Source organism: Porphyromonas sp. HMSC065F10 (genome assembly GCF_001808555.1).
In the GTDB taxonomy this organism is placed as follows: Bacteria; Bacteroidota; Bacteroidia; order Bacteroidales; family Porphyromonadaceae; genus Porphyromonas_A.
Genome location: NZ_KV793801.1, coordinates 64,493 through 83,156 on the forward strand (window position 1 = coordinate 64,493; position 18,664 = coordinate 83,156).

12 protein-coding genes are annotated in these 18,664 nt (G+C 58.2%); 5 read left to right on the top strand and 7 right to left on the bottom strand.

The genetic code is table 11. The features are described from left to right. Positions 1-252: 252 nt before the first annotated feature. Complete coding sequence (gene gcvP, locus HMPREF2890_RS06835) at positions 253-3,147, bottom strand: aminomethyl-transferring glycine dehydrogenase (RefSeq protein ID WP_070466938.1); 2,895 nt, start codon at positions 3,145-3,147, stop codon at positions 253-255. Between the two features lie 450 nt (positions 3,148-3,597). After that, a complete protein-coding gene (locus HMPREF2890_RS06840; RefSeq protein WP_070466940.1) occupies positions 3,598-4,197 on the bottom strand; it encodes a phosphoribosylglycinamide formyltransferase in 600 nt (199 codons plus the stop codon). A 147-nt stretch (positions 4,198-4,344) separates the two neighbouring features. On the opposite strand from HMPREF2890_RS06840, the gene HMPREF2890_RS06845 reads away from it, so the two are divergent. From HMPREF2890_RS06845 to HMPREF2890_RS06855, 3 genes are all read left to right on the top strand, one after another. Further along, a complete protein-coding gene (locus HMPREF2890_RS06845; protein WP_070466942.1) occupies positions 4,345-4,593 on the top strand; it encodes an acyl carrier protein in 249 nt (82 codons plus the stop codon). Positions 4,594-4,969: 376 nt separating this feature from the next. Next, a complete protein-coding gene (gene fabF, locus HMPREF2890_RS06850; RefSeq protein ID WP_070466944.1) occupies positions 4,970-6,223 on the top strand; it encodes a beta-ketoacyl-ACP synthase II in 1,254 nt (417 codons plus the stop codon). Between the two features lie 20 nt (positions 6,224-6,243). Beyond that, positions 6,244-7,020, top strand: coding sequence for a ribonuclease III family protein (locus HMPREF2890_RS06855; protein WP_070466969.1), 777 nt, complete (start codon positions 6,244-6,246; stop codon positions 7,018-7,020). 159 nt (positions 7,021-7,179) lie between these two features. Here the strand turns inward: HMPREF2890_RS06855 and HMPREF2890_RS06860 are convergent, their stop codons facing one another. The 5 genes from HMPREF2890_RS06860 to HMPREF2890_RS06880 all read right to left on the bottom strand — a co-directional run bounded on the left by HMPREF2890_RS06860 (position 7,180) and on the right by HMPREF2890_RS06880 (position 16,406). Further along, positions 7,180-9,201 (bottom strand): RagB/SusD family nutrient uptake outer membrane protein, encoded by a 2,022-nt coding sequence (locus HMPREF2890_RS06860; protein ID WP_083289863.1) that lies wholly within the window; start codon positions 9,199-9,201, stop codon positions 7,180-7,182. Between the two features lie 15 nt (positions 9,202-9,216). Next, positions 9,217-12,447, bottom strand: coding sequence for a SusC/RagA family TonB-linked outer membrane protein (locus tag HMPREF2890_RS06865; RefSeq protein WP_070466949.1), 3,231 nt, complete (start codon positions 12,445-12,447; stop codon positions 9,217-9,219). A gap of 592 nt (positions 12,448-13,039) precedes the next feature. Beyond that, entirely contained in the window at positions 13,040-13,546 is a 507-nt protein-coding gene (gene nrdG / locus HMPREF2890_RS06870) for an anaerobic ribonucleoside-triphosphate reductase activating protein (protein ID WP_070466952.1), read from the bottom strand. 5 nt (positions 13,547-13,551) lie between these two features. Next, positions 13,552-15,786 carry an anaerobic ribonucleoside-triphosphate reductase gene (gene nrdD / locus HMPREF2890_RS06875; RefSeq protein WP_210394782.1) on the bottom strand — a complete coding sequence of 745 codons (2,235 nt, stop codon included), beginning with the start codon at positions 15,784-15,786 and terminating at the stop codon, positions 13,552-13,554. 260 nt (positions 15,787-16,046) lie between these two features. Then, complete coding sequence (locus HMPREF2890_RS06880; RefSeq protein ID WP_083289864.1) at positions 16,047-16,406, bottom strand: Ig-like domain-containing protein; 360 nt, start codon at positions 16,404-16,406, stop codon at positions 16,047-16,049. Positions 16,407-16,696: 290 nt separating this feature from the next. Here HMPREF2890_RS06880 and HMPREF2890_RS06885 point away from each other — a divergent pair, with 290 nt between their 5' ends. Both HMPREF2890_RS06885 and HMPREF2890_RS06890 read left to right on the top strand, forming a co-directional pair. Next, positions 16,697-17,260: an RNA polymerase sigma factor gene (locus tag HMPREF2890_RS06885; RefSeq protein ID WP_070466955.1), complete on the top strand. Its 564-nt coding sequence runs from the start codon at positions 16,697-16,699 to the stop codon at positions 17,258-17,260. After that, positions 17,233-18,447, top strand: coding sequence for a hypothetical protein (locus HMPREF2890_RS06890; RefSeq protein ID WP_070466957.1), 1,215 nt, complete (start codon positions 17,233-17,235; stop codon positions 18,445-18,447). The genes HMPREF2890_RS06885 and HMPREF2890_RS06890 overlap by 28 nt, the downstream gene beginning before the upstream one ends. Positions 18,448-18,664 lie beyond the last annotated feature (217 nt).

Sequence of the window (18,664 nt, forward strand, 5' to 3'; positions counted from 1 at the left end):
TCGGCGAAAGACCATTTTGCAAAGGTCTTTTTAGGTGACAAAGATAAGACAATTTCCCCTCCTAAGCCCCCTCTTGCCGTCTCATCCGCCAGGTGTGGCGAACCATGTAGGTAGACACGAGGTGTCTATTGCACTGTCCGACCCGTCCGACCCGTCCGATAAGGTAGCACTCCTTAGCATACAGAGAGGGGGCACAGCGCAGAGAGTGATCTCTCTCTGTGCTGTGCCCCCTCAGGTATCAGGGACGGGGGATTACTTCTCCTCCTTCATCGCATTCTCATTGGAGATAAGCTCGCCGGCAGGGATGTAGCAGCAGACGAGGTTGCGGTCGCCGTAGCCGTCGTTGACGCGAGCAACATTGACCCAGTGCTTCCAGTCGTGGAGGTAGGGGAGGTCAAAGGCAGCCTTCTCCCTCGTGTAGGGGTGGCTCCACTCGTCGGTGGCCACCTCGTAGAGGGGGTGGGGGGCATTCTTGAGGACGTTGTCCTCCACGTCGGCCTTGCCATCCATGATCTCCTGGATGTCGGCGCGGATGCGCTTCATCACCTCGACGAAGCGGTCGAGCTCCTTGAGGCTCTCACTCTCGGTCGGCTCCACCATGAGGGTGCCGTGTACGGGGAAGGAGAGCGTCGGGGCGTGGTAGTTGTAGTCCATCAGTCGCTTGGCGATGTCGAGGTCGGTGATGCCGACGGAGCCAAAGTTGCGGCACTCGACGATGCACTCGTGACCGACGAAGCCGGTCTCACCGCGGTAGAGGACGCCATAGTCCTCCTGCAGACGTGCGGAGAGGTAATTGGAGTTGAGGATCGCTCCGGCGGTGGCAGCCTTGAGTCCCTTGGCGCCCATCATGCGGATGTAGGCGTAGGTGATGCCGAGGATGCCGGCGCTGCCGAAGGGCGCTGCGGAGACGGGGATGCGGTCCTCGCCATGCATCAGCGGGTGAGAGGGCTTGTAGGGTGCGAGCTTGCTCGTCATGCAGATGCAGCCCTCACCGGGACCGCCACCACCGTGGGGGATGGCGAATGTCTTGTGGAGGTTGAGGTGGCAGACGTCGGCACCGATGAAGCCGGGGTTGGTCCAGCCGCACTGACCATTCATATTGGCACCATCCATGTAGACCAGACCACCACGCTCGTGAACGATCTTGAGGAGCTCACGGATGTGTACCTCGAAGATGCCGTATGTACTCGGGTAGGTGATCATGGTGCCGGCGAGGCGGTCCTTGTGCTGCTCCGCCTTGGTGCGGAAGTCCTCTACGTCGATCTCGCCATTCTCCGTCGACTTGACGATCACCGGCTCCAGTCCGGCGAGGGAGGTGGAGGCGGGGTTGGTGCCGTGAGCCGACTCGGGGAGGAGGATCACCTTGCGGTCCTCCTGCCCGTGGTCGATGAAGTACTCGCGGATGGTGCGCAGACCGGCGTACTCACCGGCGGCACCGGAGTTGGGCATAAAGGAGATGTCGTCAAATCCTGTGATCGTGCAGAGCATCTTGCCGAGCCCGTCGATCATCTCGAGGTAGCCCTCCACCTGCTCTGAGGGAGCGTAGGGGTGGATGCAGGAGAAGTGGGCATTGGAGAGGATGAAGAGGGAGGCGGCAGGATTGAGCTTCATCGTGCAGGAGCCGAGGGAGATCATCGAGTCGGCAAGGGAGAGGTCACGCCGACCGAGACGGGTGCAGTAGCGCATCAGCTCGGTCTCGGTGTGGTAGAGGCTGAAGACCTCCTGCTGCATGAAGTCGCCCTCGCGACGGACCTTCTCGTCCATCGGCAGCCACTCAGCGGGGATCTCCGGCACGTCGACCTCAGAGTCGGCCTTCTTCGCCTCGGTGAAGATGTAGAAGAGGGTAGCGAGGTCGCTCACCTCCGTGGTCTCATCGAGGGAGATGCCGATGGAGGTGCCGTCAGCGAAGTAGCGGAAGTTGCAGCCACTCTCCTCGGCGATGCGACGGATGGCGTCGACCTTCTCCTCGGAGAGGTCGACGATCTTGAGGGTGTCGAAGTAGAGCGTATTGGCCTGCTTGTAGCCAAGCTTGCGGAGCTGACGGTCGAGGACTACGGTGTAGGTGTGGATCCGCCCAGCGATGTCCTTGAGTCCCTCCGGTCCGTGATAGACGGCATACATACCGGCGATGGTGGCGAGGAGTGCCTGAGCGGTACAGATATTGGAGGTGGCGCGCTCGCGCTTGATGTGCTGCTCGCGGGTCTGGAGAGCGAGGCGGAAGGCCTTGTGATCCAGACGGTCGACGGTCACACCGATGATGCGTCCCGGGATGATGCGCTTGTACTCATCGGTGGCGGCGAGGTAGCCGGCGGAGGGACCACCGAAGTACATCGGCACGCCGAAGCGCTGAGAAGAGCCGAAGACAATGTCGGCACCCAGCTCACCGGGAGGGGTCATCAGCACGAGGGACATCAGGTCGGCAGCGACAGCGACACGGACGCCGGCTTTCTTTGCCTTCTCGAGGAAGCTCTTGAGCTCGATCACTTGACCATTGTCATTGGTATACTGGACGACGGCACCGGCGAAGGTCTCGTCGAGGGTGATCTCATCGGGGCAGCCGTAGACCAGCTCGCAGTCCCACTGCGAGGCGCGTGTCTCGATGACGCGGCGGGTGGTGGTGAAGAGGTTGTTGGAGACGAAGATCTTCGTCTTGGTCTTCTCCTCAGCCCGCTTACGGACATTCAGCAGCATAGCGCATGCCTCGGCAGCTGCGGTCGCCTCATCGAGGAGGGAGCAATTGGTCAGCGGGAGGCGGGTAAGCTCGGTGATGACGGTCTGGAAGTTGAAGAGCGCCTCCAGTCGACCCTGCGACACCTCTGCCTGATAGGGCGTGTAGGAGGTGTACCAAGCGGGGTTCTCGAGGATATTACGCTGGATGACGGCGGGGGTGCAGGTGTCGTACCAGCCCATACCGATGTAGGAGGAGAAGATCTGATTCTTCTCGCCCAGCTCATTGATGTGCTCGATCAGCTCGCGCTCGCTCATCGGCTCGGGGAGGTCCAGCTCCTTGTCGAGCAGGATGTCCGACGGCATGACACGGTGGATGAGGTCATCGACGCTCTTGACACCGATGGTCTCGAGCATCCTCTTCTTCTCCTCGGGGTCGGTGACGCCGATCTCGCGGATGCTGAAGTCAGTTGTATTCATGAATCGATTGTATAAGTATTTGGTTAGATGATTTTTAGTGGCAAAAAGGTCGGGGCCAAACTCCGACAGTGTAAAATTAGCCATTTTCCCCGAGAGAATAAAAAAGCGGTCTCCATCGGCCGGGTCGGCCGGGCGAGCGAGGACCAAAAGGGGAGAAGCACCCCCGTCGGGGGCCCCTGCGGGATCGGCAGGTGAGGCGGACTTCCTTGGCGGATCCCAGGTGTTGCCTGCGCTGTCCGACTCGTCCGACTCGTCCGACCCGTCCGATATGACAGCGCGTCCGTCCGACCCGTCCGATAAGGCAGCGCAGAGGTGGCAAAAATCTAATACCGATATTAGGCGCGACTAATATCGGTATTAGTGATCTCTAATATCGGTATTAGAGTTTTCTTTTACCGGTATTAGATTTCTCCCACAGAAAAAGGGGGGGAGGACAGGGTTGACGGGGGACTATCGGTGGAGGAGGTGCTCCTCGCGCTTTGACTCGATCCAGCGGACCACGATGCGGGGATAATGGTCGCGCTCGAGGAGGTGGATCTTGGCGGCGATCTCCTCCGGTGTATCCTCGGGGCTGATCTCGGTGCGCGCCTGGTAGATCGTCCTCCCGCGGTCGTATTGCTCGTCGATCTCGTGGATCGTGATGCCGGTCTCCCGCTCGCCGGCGGCGTGGACCGCCTCGTGGACGTGCATGCCGTACATCCCCTTGCCTCCATACTTGGGCAGGAGGGCGGGGTGGATATTGAGGATCAGCCCCGGATAGGCCTCGAGGAGGAAGTGCGGGATGAGCGCCATATACCCCGCCAGCACGATCGCCTCCACACCCCGCTCGCGGAGGTAGGGCAGCAGCACCTCCGGGTCGGCCAGCTCCGCGCGGGTGAAGTACTTCACCTCGATCCCAAGACGCTCTGCTCGGTGGCGTACATAGGCCTCTTGGCGGTTGATCACCACGCAGGCGACGGTGAGCGCTGCCTCCGGGTGGGCGACGAGGTACTCAGCGATCTGCTCCATATTGGTTCCGTTGCCGGAGGCGAATATTGCTATCTTAGTCATAATGCGAAAATGCACGAACTTATTTCATTGTGCAAATTATATGTATCTTTGCCTTGTCTAAGGGTGAGGTATGCTGTGCGTTGATCCCATCCCTATGAGACAAAGATACGTTTTTTCAATACTTAATCACTAAATAGACATACCAATATGACACGTGACGAAGTCGCAAAGAAGGTAGAGGACATCATCGTTGACAAGCTTAATGTCGATGCCTCTGAGGTAAAGGATGAGGCTAACTTCACCCTGGACCTGGGTGCTGACTCTCTCGACACCGTGGAGCTGATCATGGAGTTTGAGAAGGAGTTTGACATCAAGATCGAGGACGACGAGGCTCAGAAGATCCAGACCGTCGGCGACGCTGTGGACCACGTCCTGGAGGCTGTCAAGGATCGCTAATCGAGACCTTTGCATAATACCCCATCTGCGGCGTCACATTCGAGATTCGGGCTTGGGCATGTGCGTAAGCACACTCCCTTCGCCCTCACTCTCAGTCCCTTGCATCTGGGGCATTCTGCAAAGTCCCTGCCGAAAAAGCGCCGCTTTTTCGGCGAAAGACCATTTTGCAAAGGTCTTTAATCATCGATCACCGGAGCCTCTGTCGTAGGGGCTTTTTGCCTCGGAGAGAGCTGTCCCGATGCGGGTACGGCTCAGTCCGTCTGACAGATCTTAGGGGGTGTGTCCGTAGCTGCGGACCATCCCCTTTGCTCGTAAGGGGGAGCCGGGGGAGATCGGATGTCCGCATGGACTTCACCGCACAATCAATCATATATACATGGAGCTAAAAAGAGTAGTCGTCACCGGAGTCGGCGCCATCACACCGCTCGGATACGACGTGCCATCGACGTGGGCAGCAGCCAAGGCCGGGCGTAGTGGTGCCGGGCCGATCACGCTCTTTGAACCGGAGCACTTCAAGACACACTTTGCCTGTGAGGTGAAGGACTTCCAGGTGACCGACTTCCTGGATCGTAAGCTGGCCAAGAAGTGCGACCGCTACACCCAATTTGCCCTCATCGCTGCGAGGGAGGCCCTCGAGGACTCTCAGCTCGATCTGGAGCGGGAGGATAAGGATGAGATCGGGGTGATCGTCTGCAGCGGCATCGGTGGGATCAGTTCACTCGAGGAGAACCTCCTCGACTACGATGCAGAGAAGGGACCCCACTTCTCTCCCTATATGGTGCCTAAGCTGATCAGCGATATGGCTGCCGGGGTGATCTCGATTGAGTATGGCTTCCGGGGACCCAACTTTGGGACCGTCTCCGCTTGCGCCTCCTCGACCCACTCCATCATCTCTGCGGTCGACAATATCCGTCTCGGCCGCACGCCCATCTGCCTCGCTGGTGGTGCGGAGGCGGCGATCTCCGTCAGCGGGCTGGGAGGCTTCAATAGCCTCCAGGCGCTCTCGACACGCAACGACAGCCCCGAGACCGCCTCTCGGCCTTTCTCCAAGAGTAGGGATGGCTTCGTCCTCGGTGAGGGCGGTGCGATCCTCGTGCTGGAGGAGATGGAGCATGCCGTGGCACGCGGGGCACGGATCTATGCGGAGATCGTCGGTGTCGGCATGAGCGCCGATGCCTACCACCTCACCGCCTCTCACCCTGAGGGGCTGGGCGCTCGGCTCGTGATGACGCGAGCCATGGAGGATGCGGGAGTCACGCCCGACAAGATCGACTACATCAATGTCCACGGCACCTCCACCCCCGTCGGGGATATCAGTGAGGCGCGCGCCATCGTCAATCTCTTCGGTGATCACGTGAGCAAGATGAGCATCAGCTCCACGAAGTCGATGACCGGTCACCTCCTCGGTGGTGCAGGAGCCGTCGAGGCGGTGCTGTCGATCCTCGCCCTTAGGGACGGGATCATCCCCCCGACGATCAATCACGCTGCGGATGACGATGATCCGGACTTTGACCCGAGGCTCGACTTTACCTTTAACACCGCCAAGGAGCGCCCCATAGAGTATGCGCTCTCCAATACCTTCGGCTTCGGTGGGCACAACGGCACCATCATACTCAAGAAGTGGAAGTAAGACGGGTGGCCATGAGCCACATGGGACACCTTCTGGACCTGCTTAAGCAGAGTGTCCGCACTCTCGGTCAAGCCCCCGCCAAGAGGCGGAGGATCACACCGGCTGAGGAGTACCGACGTACTGTCGAGAGCTTTGTCCGCGAGGTGACTGGGCAGAGGCCGACCGACTGGAGGATCTTTGCCCAGGCACTCACCCACTCCTCTTATGTCGGCAGTAACGGGGGGAAGCAAAATGAGCGGCTTGAGTACCTCGGCGACAGCCTCCTCGGTGCCGTGATCGCTGCCGCTGCCTACCAGCTCTATCCCGATGAGGATGAGGGTGGGCTGACGCAGATCCGCTCCTTCCTCAGCAGCCGCAAGCAGATCAATAAGCTGGCCCGCAATATGGGGATCGATAAAGTCCTCAGGGTCTCTCCCGGGGTCGACCTCGAGCATAGTGATGTGCCGGGGAATGCCCTCGAGGCCTTCATCGGGGCGCTCTATCTCGACAAGGGATTTGAGGCGACTGCCGACTTTGTCAAGAAGCAGGTGGTGATCTCGCGGAAGAATATGGATAAGGTCTCCCGCCAGGAGGAGGACTACAAGTCGGCCTTTATCATCAAGATGCAGCGGGAGGGCACGCCCTACCTCTTTGACTACCTCGGGGAGACGGAGGAGACACCCGGCGAGGTGGTCCACCACATTGCGCTCCGTGTCGGGGCTGAGGGCGAGATCCTCTCCCGGGGGAGTGGTCCCAGCAAGAAGGCTGCCGACCAGATGGCAGCGCAGAGCGCCCTCCGCCTCCTCGCTGACCGCTGACATTACCTCCCATCCATCCACCGTCCGACAGCGGTGTCGCACTCCTCAGTCAGGAAGTGACTAAATGATCTCCCTTGTGGGTGAAAGAAGCAGAGAGACGATACACCCACTTGGATGTATCGTCTCTCAATGAATGCAGAGTGGTTCCTACTCGCTTACTTACTTGCTATATGTAGGATAGGTGCTGGTAATTGGCCACCCCGGGTTCTGATAGAGGTTGCTCTGAGCAGGGTCTCCCGTGGGAGAGCAGAGCTCCATCTCCCTCACAGAGAAGGGCGAGAGGTAGTAGACGGGATAGAAGGTGTATCCCTCATAGAAGGGGTTATTCGCCTTGATCACCTGGTAGGGGCGGTGATACTTGCTCAGCTCCTTGGAGGAGATATTGGCCTTGCTGCTTCCGTCGGCAAGTACCTTCGAGGTGGTGCGCTCTTTGGTCTTCTTGTCTACGTTCCAGTAGATATCCCAGTTCCACATCTCGGTCCAGAAGTTGACCCCTTCGATCTGATAGTTTGTCACCTGATCCATGGCAGACCAGCGCACGAGATCATCCCAGCGGTGACCCTCACCGGCAAACTCGCTACGGCGCTCACGGCGGATGCTGTAGAGGGTGGCATCAATCGGCTTTCCTGCGGAGAAGGCACCCCAGTCGTAGGAGTCACGATTGACGTTTGCCTCGTAAGCCATGTCTGTGGCATCGATCGTAACACTGATTGGTGCAGTGATGCCGGCACGGGCGCGGAGTGCAGTCCAGTAGGCCTTCGCCGTGTCGTCGATCCTGTGGGTGAGCTCATAAGAGGCCTCCATATAGATGAGGTATGCCTCGCTGAGCCGCAGAGTGACGGCACCGGTCTGACCGCCCTGGAGAGCGTCCGAGCTGTAGCTGAAGAACTTCCGCGGGTGATATCCGGTCACGTCACGATTTTGCGCCACCTCAAGCATAAAGGGAGCCTTACCGGTCTTACTGGGAGTCACTATAGTGCCCATATCACCCGTGCCAAGTCTGATGGGCGTGGTCTCACCGGCAACGAAGAGCTGGAGTCGCTCATCACGATCCGTCCTAGCCTTATCGACTGTCACATCACCATGGTAGCCGGAAGCAGGGCTGTAGATGGGCAGACCATTCTTCATCAGGAAGCTCTCCACGAGACCGCGTGTCCACCCCATACCGGCACCTGTGGCTACCATCTGGCTCACGTCGTGTGTGATGTCGTACTTCTTGCTGTACTCACGCCAAAGCATCACCTCGGATACCTTAGAGAGGTTGTTGCTTCCAAACATCTCGAAGTAGGGATTCCACCCCGAGGTCTGACCGGCATCAGGATCGATCTTGTGACTGCTCGCCGTCAGGGAGAAGTGGCTTTCCGCTGCCGCCTTAGCAGCGTTCATTGCCTCAGTAAGGAAGAACTTGACCTCTGCTTCCTGGTCAAAGGTCTTACCCTTATTCCACTCCTTATCCTTACCCGGCCATGTGGCATCACCCGGTACGCGTCCGGTCCCGCGGTGATAGCGCTCAAACGTTCCCTCGTAGAGGGCAATGCGTGCTTTCAGTAGCTGTGCCACGGGCTTTGAGATCCGCTGATTGCCTGGAGTCTGATCCTTTAGCATGGGGATCGCCTTATCTATCTCCTTTAAGATAAAGCGCGCCACCTCGTTACGAGGCTGTCTCTTAGAGAGGCCGACAAGATCAGCCGTGTCGTCAATATAGTCTGTGAGGATCGGGTAGTCCCCGAAGGCCACCAGCTTGTCGTAATAGAGGAGTGCGCGGATCACATAAGTCTCTGCGAGGTAACTCTTGGCGAGATCCTCCTCACCGGTGTAGACACCATCTTTCAGGCGCTTCTCCACTTGGGCGCAAAACCAATTGCAGTTACGGATGTTTCCGAAGCCGATGCCACCGGTCGAGGGGACCTGCCATCTGTCCTTGACGAAGACATTGCTCCCATTGACTCCGGCTTGATTGTCCGTGCCATTATCGAAGCTGCCAATACCCATATTCCATCTCCCATGAGAGGCGAAGACGGCGGGGTAGTAATTGATGGGGAAGGTCCCCACCTGCTCGGCAGTCTGATAGAATGTATCAGACCCGACCTGGTCAAGTGGCTTCCTGTCAAGGAAGTCGCAGGAGGTCGCGACGAGGCATACCAGCGCAACGGCTGATGCTATCTTTATATAGTGATTCATAGGATTCATTCTTGATTAGAAGTTGAGATTGAGTCCGACGGAGATGGTCCTCATGAGAGGATAGAGCTTGCCGGGTCCCCAACCACCACCGAGTCCCTCCGGGTCGTAGATCTTAGTCATCTTGGTAAAGGTGACGAGGTTGTCTGCCGAGACGTAGACTCTGGCGCGAGACATACTAAGCTTGGAGCTAATGCTCTCCGGCAGGGTGTAGCCGAGCTGGATATTCTTGATGCGCATATAGGAAGCATCCTGGAGGTAGCGTGTATTGGGCTTGAAATTCTTCCACCCATCGCCAAATAGGGGTCTCGGGTAATAGCCACCGGGGTTGGCGCCAAGCGAGCTACCCTCAGGACGCCAGTAGTCGAGATGCTCAGTGAAGGCAACACTCTGCCACATACCGGTGTTGGCTCCAATGGAGTAGACGGAGCCGTCCCACCAATCTCTCTTACCGACACCCTGCAGGAAGATGCGGAAGTCAATTCCCTTCCATGCAACGTCAGCGTTGATTCCGAAGCGGAAGTGGGGCATGCTGTTACCGATGATGGACAGATCCCCATGGTCATCAGCGGTGTTTTTCCCATCGTTGATCAGTCCCTTCTGAGACGCGATGATCTTGCCATTCTCATCCACGGGGTCTACCTTATTGATGTACATCACATCGCCGGCACCCCAGTTGCCACCCCAGCTCGGACGATTGTCAGCAAGATGCTTGTCCATCTCCTCCTGAGTCTGAGCCAGTCCCTTCACCTCGTAGCCCCAGATGTCGCCATTGACGCGACCGGCATACCAGGTGTTGAGCGACTTAGTCGGATTATTGAACCTCGTAATCGTCTGCTTGTCGTCCGAGAGGACAAAGCGGAGACCATAGTTGCCATCCTTGAAGTGGTCTCTCCAGCGAAGTTCCAGCTCCCATCCCTGAGACCTCATGTCAGCGTTGTTGATTTTAGGCATCTGGGCTCCGAGAATGGAAGGTTGCTCCGGTGCAGGGGCAACCATATCCTTGGTGTCACGTACGAAGTAGTCGAAGCTACCCTGCAGACGGTTGTCAAGTACGGCAAAGTCGAGACCGACATTCCAGTTCTGGATCCGCTCCCAGGTGAGAGCACCGGAGACCAGACCGGGAGCGTTGGAGGTATTCATGCGGTTGCCCTGGACAAGCCAAGCCGAGTTGGCCACCCCGGTGGGCATGCTTTGGAACCATGGGTAAAGGGCTTTCGTATTGGTGTTGCCAAGCGCACCCCAAGACCCACGAAGCTTCAGCTGCCCCACATACTTCTGCGCCTCAGCAAAGAAAGCCTCGTTGGCAATGTTCCATCCGAGTGAGAAGGAGGGGAAGGTTGCCCAGGTTTTGTCACCGATGAAGCGGGAGGAGCCGTCCCGTCGGATTGAGATCTCTGCTAGGTATCGGGAGTCGTAGGCGTAATTGACGCGTCCGAAGAATCCCATGGTGGCCCAGTGATTGTATCCGCCCCAGACCCCCGGCTTATCGTAGCTAGAGGTATTGATCGTGGGGACATCCGGCGAGATCAGGTTTTGAGTATTGATCCCGAGATCACGGTTCTTGCTAAGCTCCATATCGAGACCACCGAGGACCTTCATCTCCGACTTTCCTACGGTAAAGTTGTACTCCGTGTAGAATCGACCATTGAAGTAATCTCTCTTCCACCCGCTCTCCGACACAGCACTCTTGCCACGGTCATCAAGGCCTTGATCCCACTTCGATAGCGTGGGGCGATTGTCCATGTCGTAGTAGTAGACGGGCAGTTTATCCCAGTGGGTAAATCCGGTCTCGGTATTGTAGTTACCCTCAAGTCGGATGATCCAGCCGTCCAGTGGCTTGACCTCAGCCACCAGCTGCTGGTAGAGTGCATCCTTGGTCTCCTTATGAAGTCCTCCGGTCTCCATCTGTATGATCTCATTGTAGGGGACAAGGTGTCCGTGAGGATCATAGACAGGGTTGGTCGGCCAGCGGCGCGCAATATTGTGGAAGAAAAGACCGGTCATATAGGACGGACGGGAGTAGTCGCTGCGGGACCACTTGGTACTGTAGGTGAGATTGAGCCAGGAGTAGACGTCTACGCTGACTCTGCCATTGAGGTTGTATCTCTTGAAGGTGTCACGTCCATGACGGATCAGTCCATTCTGGTCGAGGAGTGAGCCACTGAGGTAGTAATTGACACTCTTGGAACCTCCGGTGAGAGAGACATTGTGCTCCTGAGAGGGGACGTTGGTACGGTACATTTCGGCAAACCAGTTGGTGTTGCACCAGCTGCCTGTGTACATGGCCCATGGCTCATTGGCGTCATATCCGTTCCATCTTGTGCCCCAGGCTTCTTCACCGGTGAGGGTGCCCTCCTGGTAGCCCTTGATGAGTCTGAGCATCTCATCGTTGAAGGCTGGACCTTGACCGGAGTTGGAGGAGGCATCGTTCCAGTACTGCGCAAAGGTGTACGAGTCCATCTGCTGGGGTACCTGTGTGGCCGTGGAGAAGCGGACATTACCATTGTAGCTAACACGAGCTTTCCCCTCTTTACCACTCTTGGTGGTGACGAGGATCACACCGAATGCAGCGCGGGATCCATAGATGGCAGAGGAGGAGGCATCCTTGAGCACAGAGATGCTCTCGATGTCGTTGGGAGAGAGTGAATAGAGGTTTCCCTCAGTTCCGTCGATAAGTACCAATGGACTTGAGCTTGACCCATCACCGATGGTACCGGCACCTCTAATATTCAGGCTCATCCCTCCATTAAGCTCACCACCGGCGTTGGTTGTGCCGAGGTTAAGACCCGGGACTGCACCTTGCAGAGCCTGAGCAACGTTTGCTACAGGTCTGGCCTCTAGTGTTTTTCCATCGAGTGCGGATACAGACCCGGTCAGGTTGACTTTCTTCTGGGTACCGTAGCCGACGACGACGACCTCATCGAGGAGCTCGGAGTCCTCGTGGAGGACGACGTCAATGTGCGTGCGTCCCTGCAGAGCGATCTCCTGCGTCTTCATGCCGACGAAGGAGATGCGCAGCGTTGCATCGGAGGGCACTGCGGTGATGGTGAAGTTGCCGTCCAGGTCAGCGGTTGCTCCCTTACCGGGGACGCCGACGACTGCCACGGAGGCGCCGATGACCGGCTCCCCTGTAGTGTCCTTGACAGTACCGGTGACGGTGACCGTCTGGGCCTGGGCAACAGTGGTGAAGAGTAAGACCAGCAGCGAGGCAATGCTTGCCAGCCTTAGCGATCTGATAACATTCATGCTGTTACTTGTGATTATAAAAGGTTTGTGGTCAAGAGCTTCGGCACCTTACCGGTACAGTCGTCGCTCATACGTAACTCTCAAGGAGCGAGGTAGAGGAGTCTGGATTTACCTCCTGCTCGCATAGCAAAGATAATGATTTATTAAATAATCTACGATACCCTTGTGAAGCAGTACAAAAAAAGAGGTTCTGAGACTTGTGTCTCGAAACCTCTTTGGAGACTGTTGCACGAAGGCGATCTGCTGCGTTGCTTTCGGAATTCGGTCTCGGTCACGTACGTGAGTACGCTCCTTTCGGTCTTATCCTCAGCGCCTTGCATCTCATACTTCGTGCAAAGTCTCTGCACATATGAAGCAAATGTGCGAGAATGGCACTTCGGAGACTGTTGTATAATACCCCATCTGCGGCGTCACTTTCGAGATTCGGGCTTGGTCATGTGCGTAAGCACACTCCCTTCGCCCTCACTCTCAGTCCCTTGCATCTGGGGCATTCTGCAAAGTCCCTGCCGAAAAAGCGGTGCTTTTTCGGCGAAAGATCATTTTGCAAAGGTCTTTTCGTGCAACATTCTCCTTTGTATTGTCGGGGAGCTGCCTATGCGGGGTCGTAGAGGACCGGGGTGCCGGCAGCGAGGGAGGGTCGGATGGCGATGATCCGCTGATTGGAGCTGCCACGGAAGCGAAGCCTGAGGTCCCGGAGCCGTGCGACGAAGCGTCCGTCCACGAGGACATCACAGAGCTCTAAGAGGCGCCGCCGCTCCGGATCCGCCACGATCTGCTCGTAGGTGTAGCCGGAGTAGACCCAGATCGTCTTGCCCTCCGGCAGTGTGCGGCGTATCTCCTCCACCACCGGCACCAGCCCGGGACTCTGCATCGGTTCGCCCCCGAGGAGGGTGAGCCCGGCGACGTTGGGGTCTCGGAGGTAGCCGATCACTTGGGCGGTCGTCTCCTCGCTCCACTCGGTCCCGTAGGTGGGGTCTTGGTAGAGGACGTTGAAGCAGTCGACACAGTGCAGCGTGCAGCCGGTGACGAAGACGGAGGTGCGGATCCCCTCGCCATTGGCCACGTCGTACCGGCGGATCTGTGCGTAGTGGAGAGGCATCGGTACTAAATGTGCAGGACGCGGGACTTGATCTCCTTTGTCCGCCCTTCGTTCCAGAAGTTCTCTCCAAGGTAGCCGCAGGTGCGCCGGATGACGGTGAGCTTGGAGCGGTCCTTATTGTGGCACTGAGGGCACTCCCACTCATTGTCGTCATTCACCTTGATCTCGCCATCGAAGCCGCAGACGTGGCAGTAGTCGCTCTTGGTATTGAACTCCCCGTACGTGATGTGGTCGTAGATGTAGCGGATCATCGTCAGCACGGCGGGGATGTTATTGGTCATATTGGGAATCTCGACGTAGGAGATCATGCCTCCGGTGGAGAGGTCCTGAAACTCGCTCTCGAAGTCAAACTTCTCGAAGACGCTGATCGGCTCCCGCACATCGACGTGGTAGCTATTGGTGTAGTAGCCCTTGTCGGTGACGTTCTCTATAGAGCCGAAGCGGGCGAGGTCGATCTTGGCAAAGCGATTGGTGAGGCTCTCGGCGGGCGTGCCGTAGAGGGCAAAGCCGAGCCCGGTCTCCGCCTTCCACTCATCCACCGCCTGCCTCAGCCGACGCATCACCCGGAGGGCAAATCGATGCCCCTCCTCTGTCGTGTGCGGCTCTCCCGTCACCAGCATAGAGGCCTCGTAGAGACCGATGTAGCCGAGCGAGATGGTGGCGTAGCCCCGCTGGAGGTAGTCGTAGATCCGCTGGTGCGGCTTGAGCCGGGCGATCGCCCCGTACTGCCAGTGGATCGGCGAGACATCGCTGGTGACGTCCTTCAGCAGCTCGTAGCGGAAGAGGAGCGCCCGCTTGCAGAGCTCGAGCCGCTTCTCGAGGATGGTGAAGTAGCGCTCCTCGTCCCGGCCGGAGAGGATGCCGATCTGGGGAAGGTTGAGACTGACGACGCCCATATTGAAGCGTCCGTCGAAGACGTACCTCCCCTCCTCATCCTGCCAGGGGGAGAGGAAGCTGCGGCAGCCCATCGGGGCGAAGACATTCCCCTTATAGATCTCCCGCATCTTCTTCGCAGAGATATAGTCGGGGTACATACGGCGGGCGGTGCACTTCGCCGCCAGCTCGGTGAGGTAGTAGTACTTGCTGTCGGGGTGGACGTTGTGCTCGTCGAGGACGTAGATGAGCTTGGGGAAAGCGGGCGTCACGTAGACGTCTGACTCATTCTTGATCCCCTCGAGCCGCTGCCGGAGTATCTCCTCGGTGATCAGCGCCGCCTCCCGCTCGTACTCGTACCCCGGCCGGAAGTACATGAAGAGGGTGACAAAGGGAGCCTGCCCATTCGTCGTCATGAGGGTATTGATCTGGTACTGGATGGTCTGGATGCCGTCCTTTACCTCCTTCTTCGTCCGCTTCCACGCCACCTCCTTGGCCTTCTCGAGATTGGGCTCTATGCCGTAGATCTTCTCCTGGTCATCGAGGGCGTACTTCAGATACTTGTCGAAGCTCCGGCGCACATAGGGGGCGAGGATGCGGTCGATGCCGTTGATCGACTGGCCGCCATACTGACCCGAGGCGACCTGAGCGATGATCTGCGTCGTGATGGTGCAGGCGACCTGGAAGCTCTTGGGGCTGTCGATCTTCTTCCCATTGATGCAGGTGCCGCGACGAAGCATATCCTCGAGGTTGATCAGGCAGCAATTGAACATCGGCTGGATGATGTAGTCCATGTCGTGGAAGTGGATTGCCCCGCTGTCGTGCGCCATCACGATGTCTGCCGGCATAAGGAGTCGGCGGGCGATATCCTTGGAGACCTCGCCGGCGATCAGGTCGCGCTGCGTGGAGACGATCTTGGCGTCCTTATTTGAGTTCTCGTCCATCACGCCGCGGTTGGTCTTATTGAGGATGCCGAGGATGCTGGAGTCGTTGGTATTGCTCTGGCGCTTAAATTCCTGCACCGACCGGTAGCTCTCATATGCCTTGGCGGTGGCGATGTTGCCGTAGGTCGTCAGCTTGTAGTAGACCATCTCCTCGATGGAGTGGATCGTCATCGGTGTACGGACGATGGCGGCATAGCTCTCTATCTCGTCGGCGATCTGCGCCGCCTGACCCGCCTCGTAGATCCCCGAGGAGGAGTTCATCGCCTTCTCGATGGCGATGGTGATCTTGCTCTTATCGAAGGGTACGCGTCGCCCATCCCGCTTGATCACCTCGAGTGTGGTGGTCACTGTCGGGTGGCTCTCTGTGCGCTGCGGATTGTCCATCTGGACAACTTTCTCCTCCTTAAGCATAGCGGTCTCCATATGTAAAGCTCTGGTCTAAAGTGATGTAATGGTTTTACGAAGATGAATAGTGGGAAACTCTCTCTTCTTAATCGCCGGCTAAGTTAGCCAAAGTTATCCACTCTTACTATGACAAAAGTCCCTCGGCTGTCTGCCTTTTTGTCCCTTCCCGCTCCCCATCAGCTGTATGAGTAATTGTTAAAGTTTGGACACAAAAAAATGCTGCGCCGGGAGGGCACAGCATTTTTTTTCACAGAAGGGATGGTGAATAATTAAATGGGTTACTTCTTGGCTTCCTTGACGGTGATGGCGCAGGAGGCGGAGGCCTTGCCGCGAGAGGCTGTGGCGGTCACCTTGGCGGTGCCGGCCTTGATGCCCTTGACGGTGCCACTCTTGTCCACGGTGGCCACCTTCGGGTCGCTGCTCTGCCAGAGGATGGTGACGCCCTTGACGTTTTTCCCCTTGATGGTTGCCTTCAGCGTCTCGCTCTTGCCCACCTCGATGGTCTTGGCGGTGGCGTCGAGGGTGACGGTGATCTTGTCGGGATTGACCGGCTTATTCTTGTCCTTGCAGCCGGTGGCACCGACAGCGGTGAGGAGGGTGATGGTGGCGAGTGCGCCGACCTTGAGTAGTGACTTCATGATGTCTTGATACTTTTTGTTGGGTGTAAAAAACTAATCTCCGGGGGGCTGCCATGTCCCCCCTTCACCTACCTAACAACGACCCCCACGAAATACTGCATCGCACTCGATGAAATCTAATACCGATATTAGACTTCACTAATATCGGTATTAGTCATCACTAATATCGGTATTAGGAAAGTCTTGACGTCAGGGGGGGCGGATCGGGATATTATATGAACTTTGCACCCTCCCTCGGTGCAGTATATCGGGTGGAGGGTTGTTGGGAGAGTAGATGGATCCTGTGACGCATGAGCGATAGAGAGATAGCAGATCTGCTGCGGTCAGACGAGGAGGCGGCTTTTCGTCTCCTCTATCGGCGCTATGCCGGTCAGCTGCTGGCGGTGGCCTATCGCTACACCGGCGACCGAGATAAGGCTGAGGATGTCCTCCAGGAGGCGATGATCAAGGTGTGTCGTCACGCCGAGACCTTCTCCTACAGGGGGGACGGCTCGCTCTACGGCTGGGTGAAGCGTATCGTCGTCCACACGGCGCTCAATTCGCTCAAGAGCTTCCACGAGGCGCGTATGTGCCCGATGGATGACCTGACGGAGGTGGCGGCGGAGGAGGACAGCGAGGAGGAGGTGTCTCTCCTTGAGCGGGTCAGCCCGGAGCTGCTGCTGCAGATGATCGGGGAGCTGCCCGAGGGGTATAGGCAGGTATTCAGCCTATACGCCATCGAGGGACACTCGCACAGGGAGATAGGCGAGATGCTGGGGATCGGGGCGCGAAGCTCTGCGTCACAGTATTGCCGCGCCAAGAGGAGACTAAAGGATAAGCTGGAGCAATGGATAAAGGAGAGAGAAAGAGAGTGAGCGCCGCCCCGGGAGCCTGGGAGGCTGCTCTGAGAGAGAGGCTGGAGGGGGTCGAGCTCCCCGCAGCTGAGGTGACGCCGGTGGTGCCGGCACTTGTCCCGAGGAAGAGGCGGCAGCGTGGCATCCTGATCGCAGCGAGTATGGTCGCAGCGGTGGCGGGACTGCTGATTGCTCTGCTCGTCACCCCTCGTACGAAGGAGGGAGTGGTGCCTCTGCCGGCTGATCCGGTCTTCCGTGAGGTGCCCTCCTCGCCTGTGGTGCAGAGGGGTACGGAGGAGAGCGGGGAGGCAAACTCGCCATCCGCTTTGCCGAGCCACTCTGTCCGCAGGAGACTACAGCCCATCGAGCCACTCCGTCCCACGGAGGTTCGTCTTGCGACGAGTGCTCTTCCGGAGGTAGGTCGTCCCGCCACCTACCGACCGACGAAGCGGGGCAGTGAAGCGGGGCAAAATAGAGAAGGTACTCTCCCGGGGACAGGCAACCCCGCCACCTACCGACCGATGAGAGAGGGCAAAGTAGCGGAGCAAAATAGAAGGGGTGCACTCCCGGTCATGCCGAGACCTGCGCCCCCCACCAGGCTCCTCGCCTCGGCACTGATCCCCGGGCGCGACGGGATAAGCGGTGGGAGCCAAATGGCGTTACTCACCTCCACCTCACGCTCTGAGCACAAGGATGCTGCAGTCCGGCTTACGCGCCGGCCGGTCCTGGAGGTAGAGGCACACCTGATGCATCCGATCGTGGGTGAGAGGGTCTATGCCGACCTCGGGGTCTCCTACTCCTGGCAGAGGCTTGAGCTGGCAGAGCAGGGGCTGCAGGGCTACTATAGGCAGGAGCTGCACGCCATAGGCGTCAGCCCCGGTGTGGCTGCCCGGCTACTCCGGATAGGTGCCTCAGAGCTCTCGGGCTATGGTGCCGTGGGACTGTCACTGCCACTCCGGAGTGAGACGGAGAGTGACCTCCTCCTCGTGGAGGGTGAGCGAAGGAAGCGGATGATGGTGGACCTGCGTACCGGGCTGCGGCTCTCCGCATCGGTCGGCCGTGGGCTGAGGGTGTACGGCTCGGCAGGTGTGTCGTACGATCTAGTCCCGCCGAGCGTTGCGCTGCCGGGTGCCGAGCTGCCCCGGCTCACGCCACGCCTCTCCCTCGGTATCTCGATGGATCTTCCCTCCCTCTCAGGCGGAGCGTAAGCCCCCGTCTCTCAATCGGAGGATGGGGCCATCGGTACTGGGAAAATTTCTCCTTAGACTCTCAGGCCTACTTGCTCATCCAGGGGTGACGCATTTGAGTTTTACAGCTAAAAAGAAAGCACCTCTGACGGGGTGCCATTCCGCCTGCCGATCCCGAAGGGGCGCAGTCCCGGAGGGATCATCGCTTTTTAGCTGTAAGTTTGTCACATGATCGTTG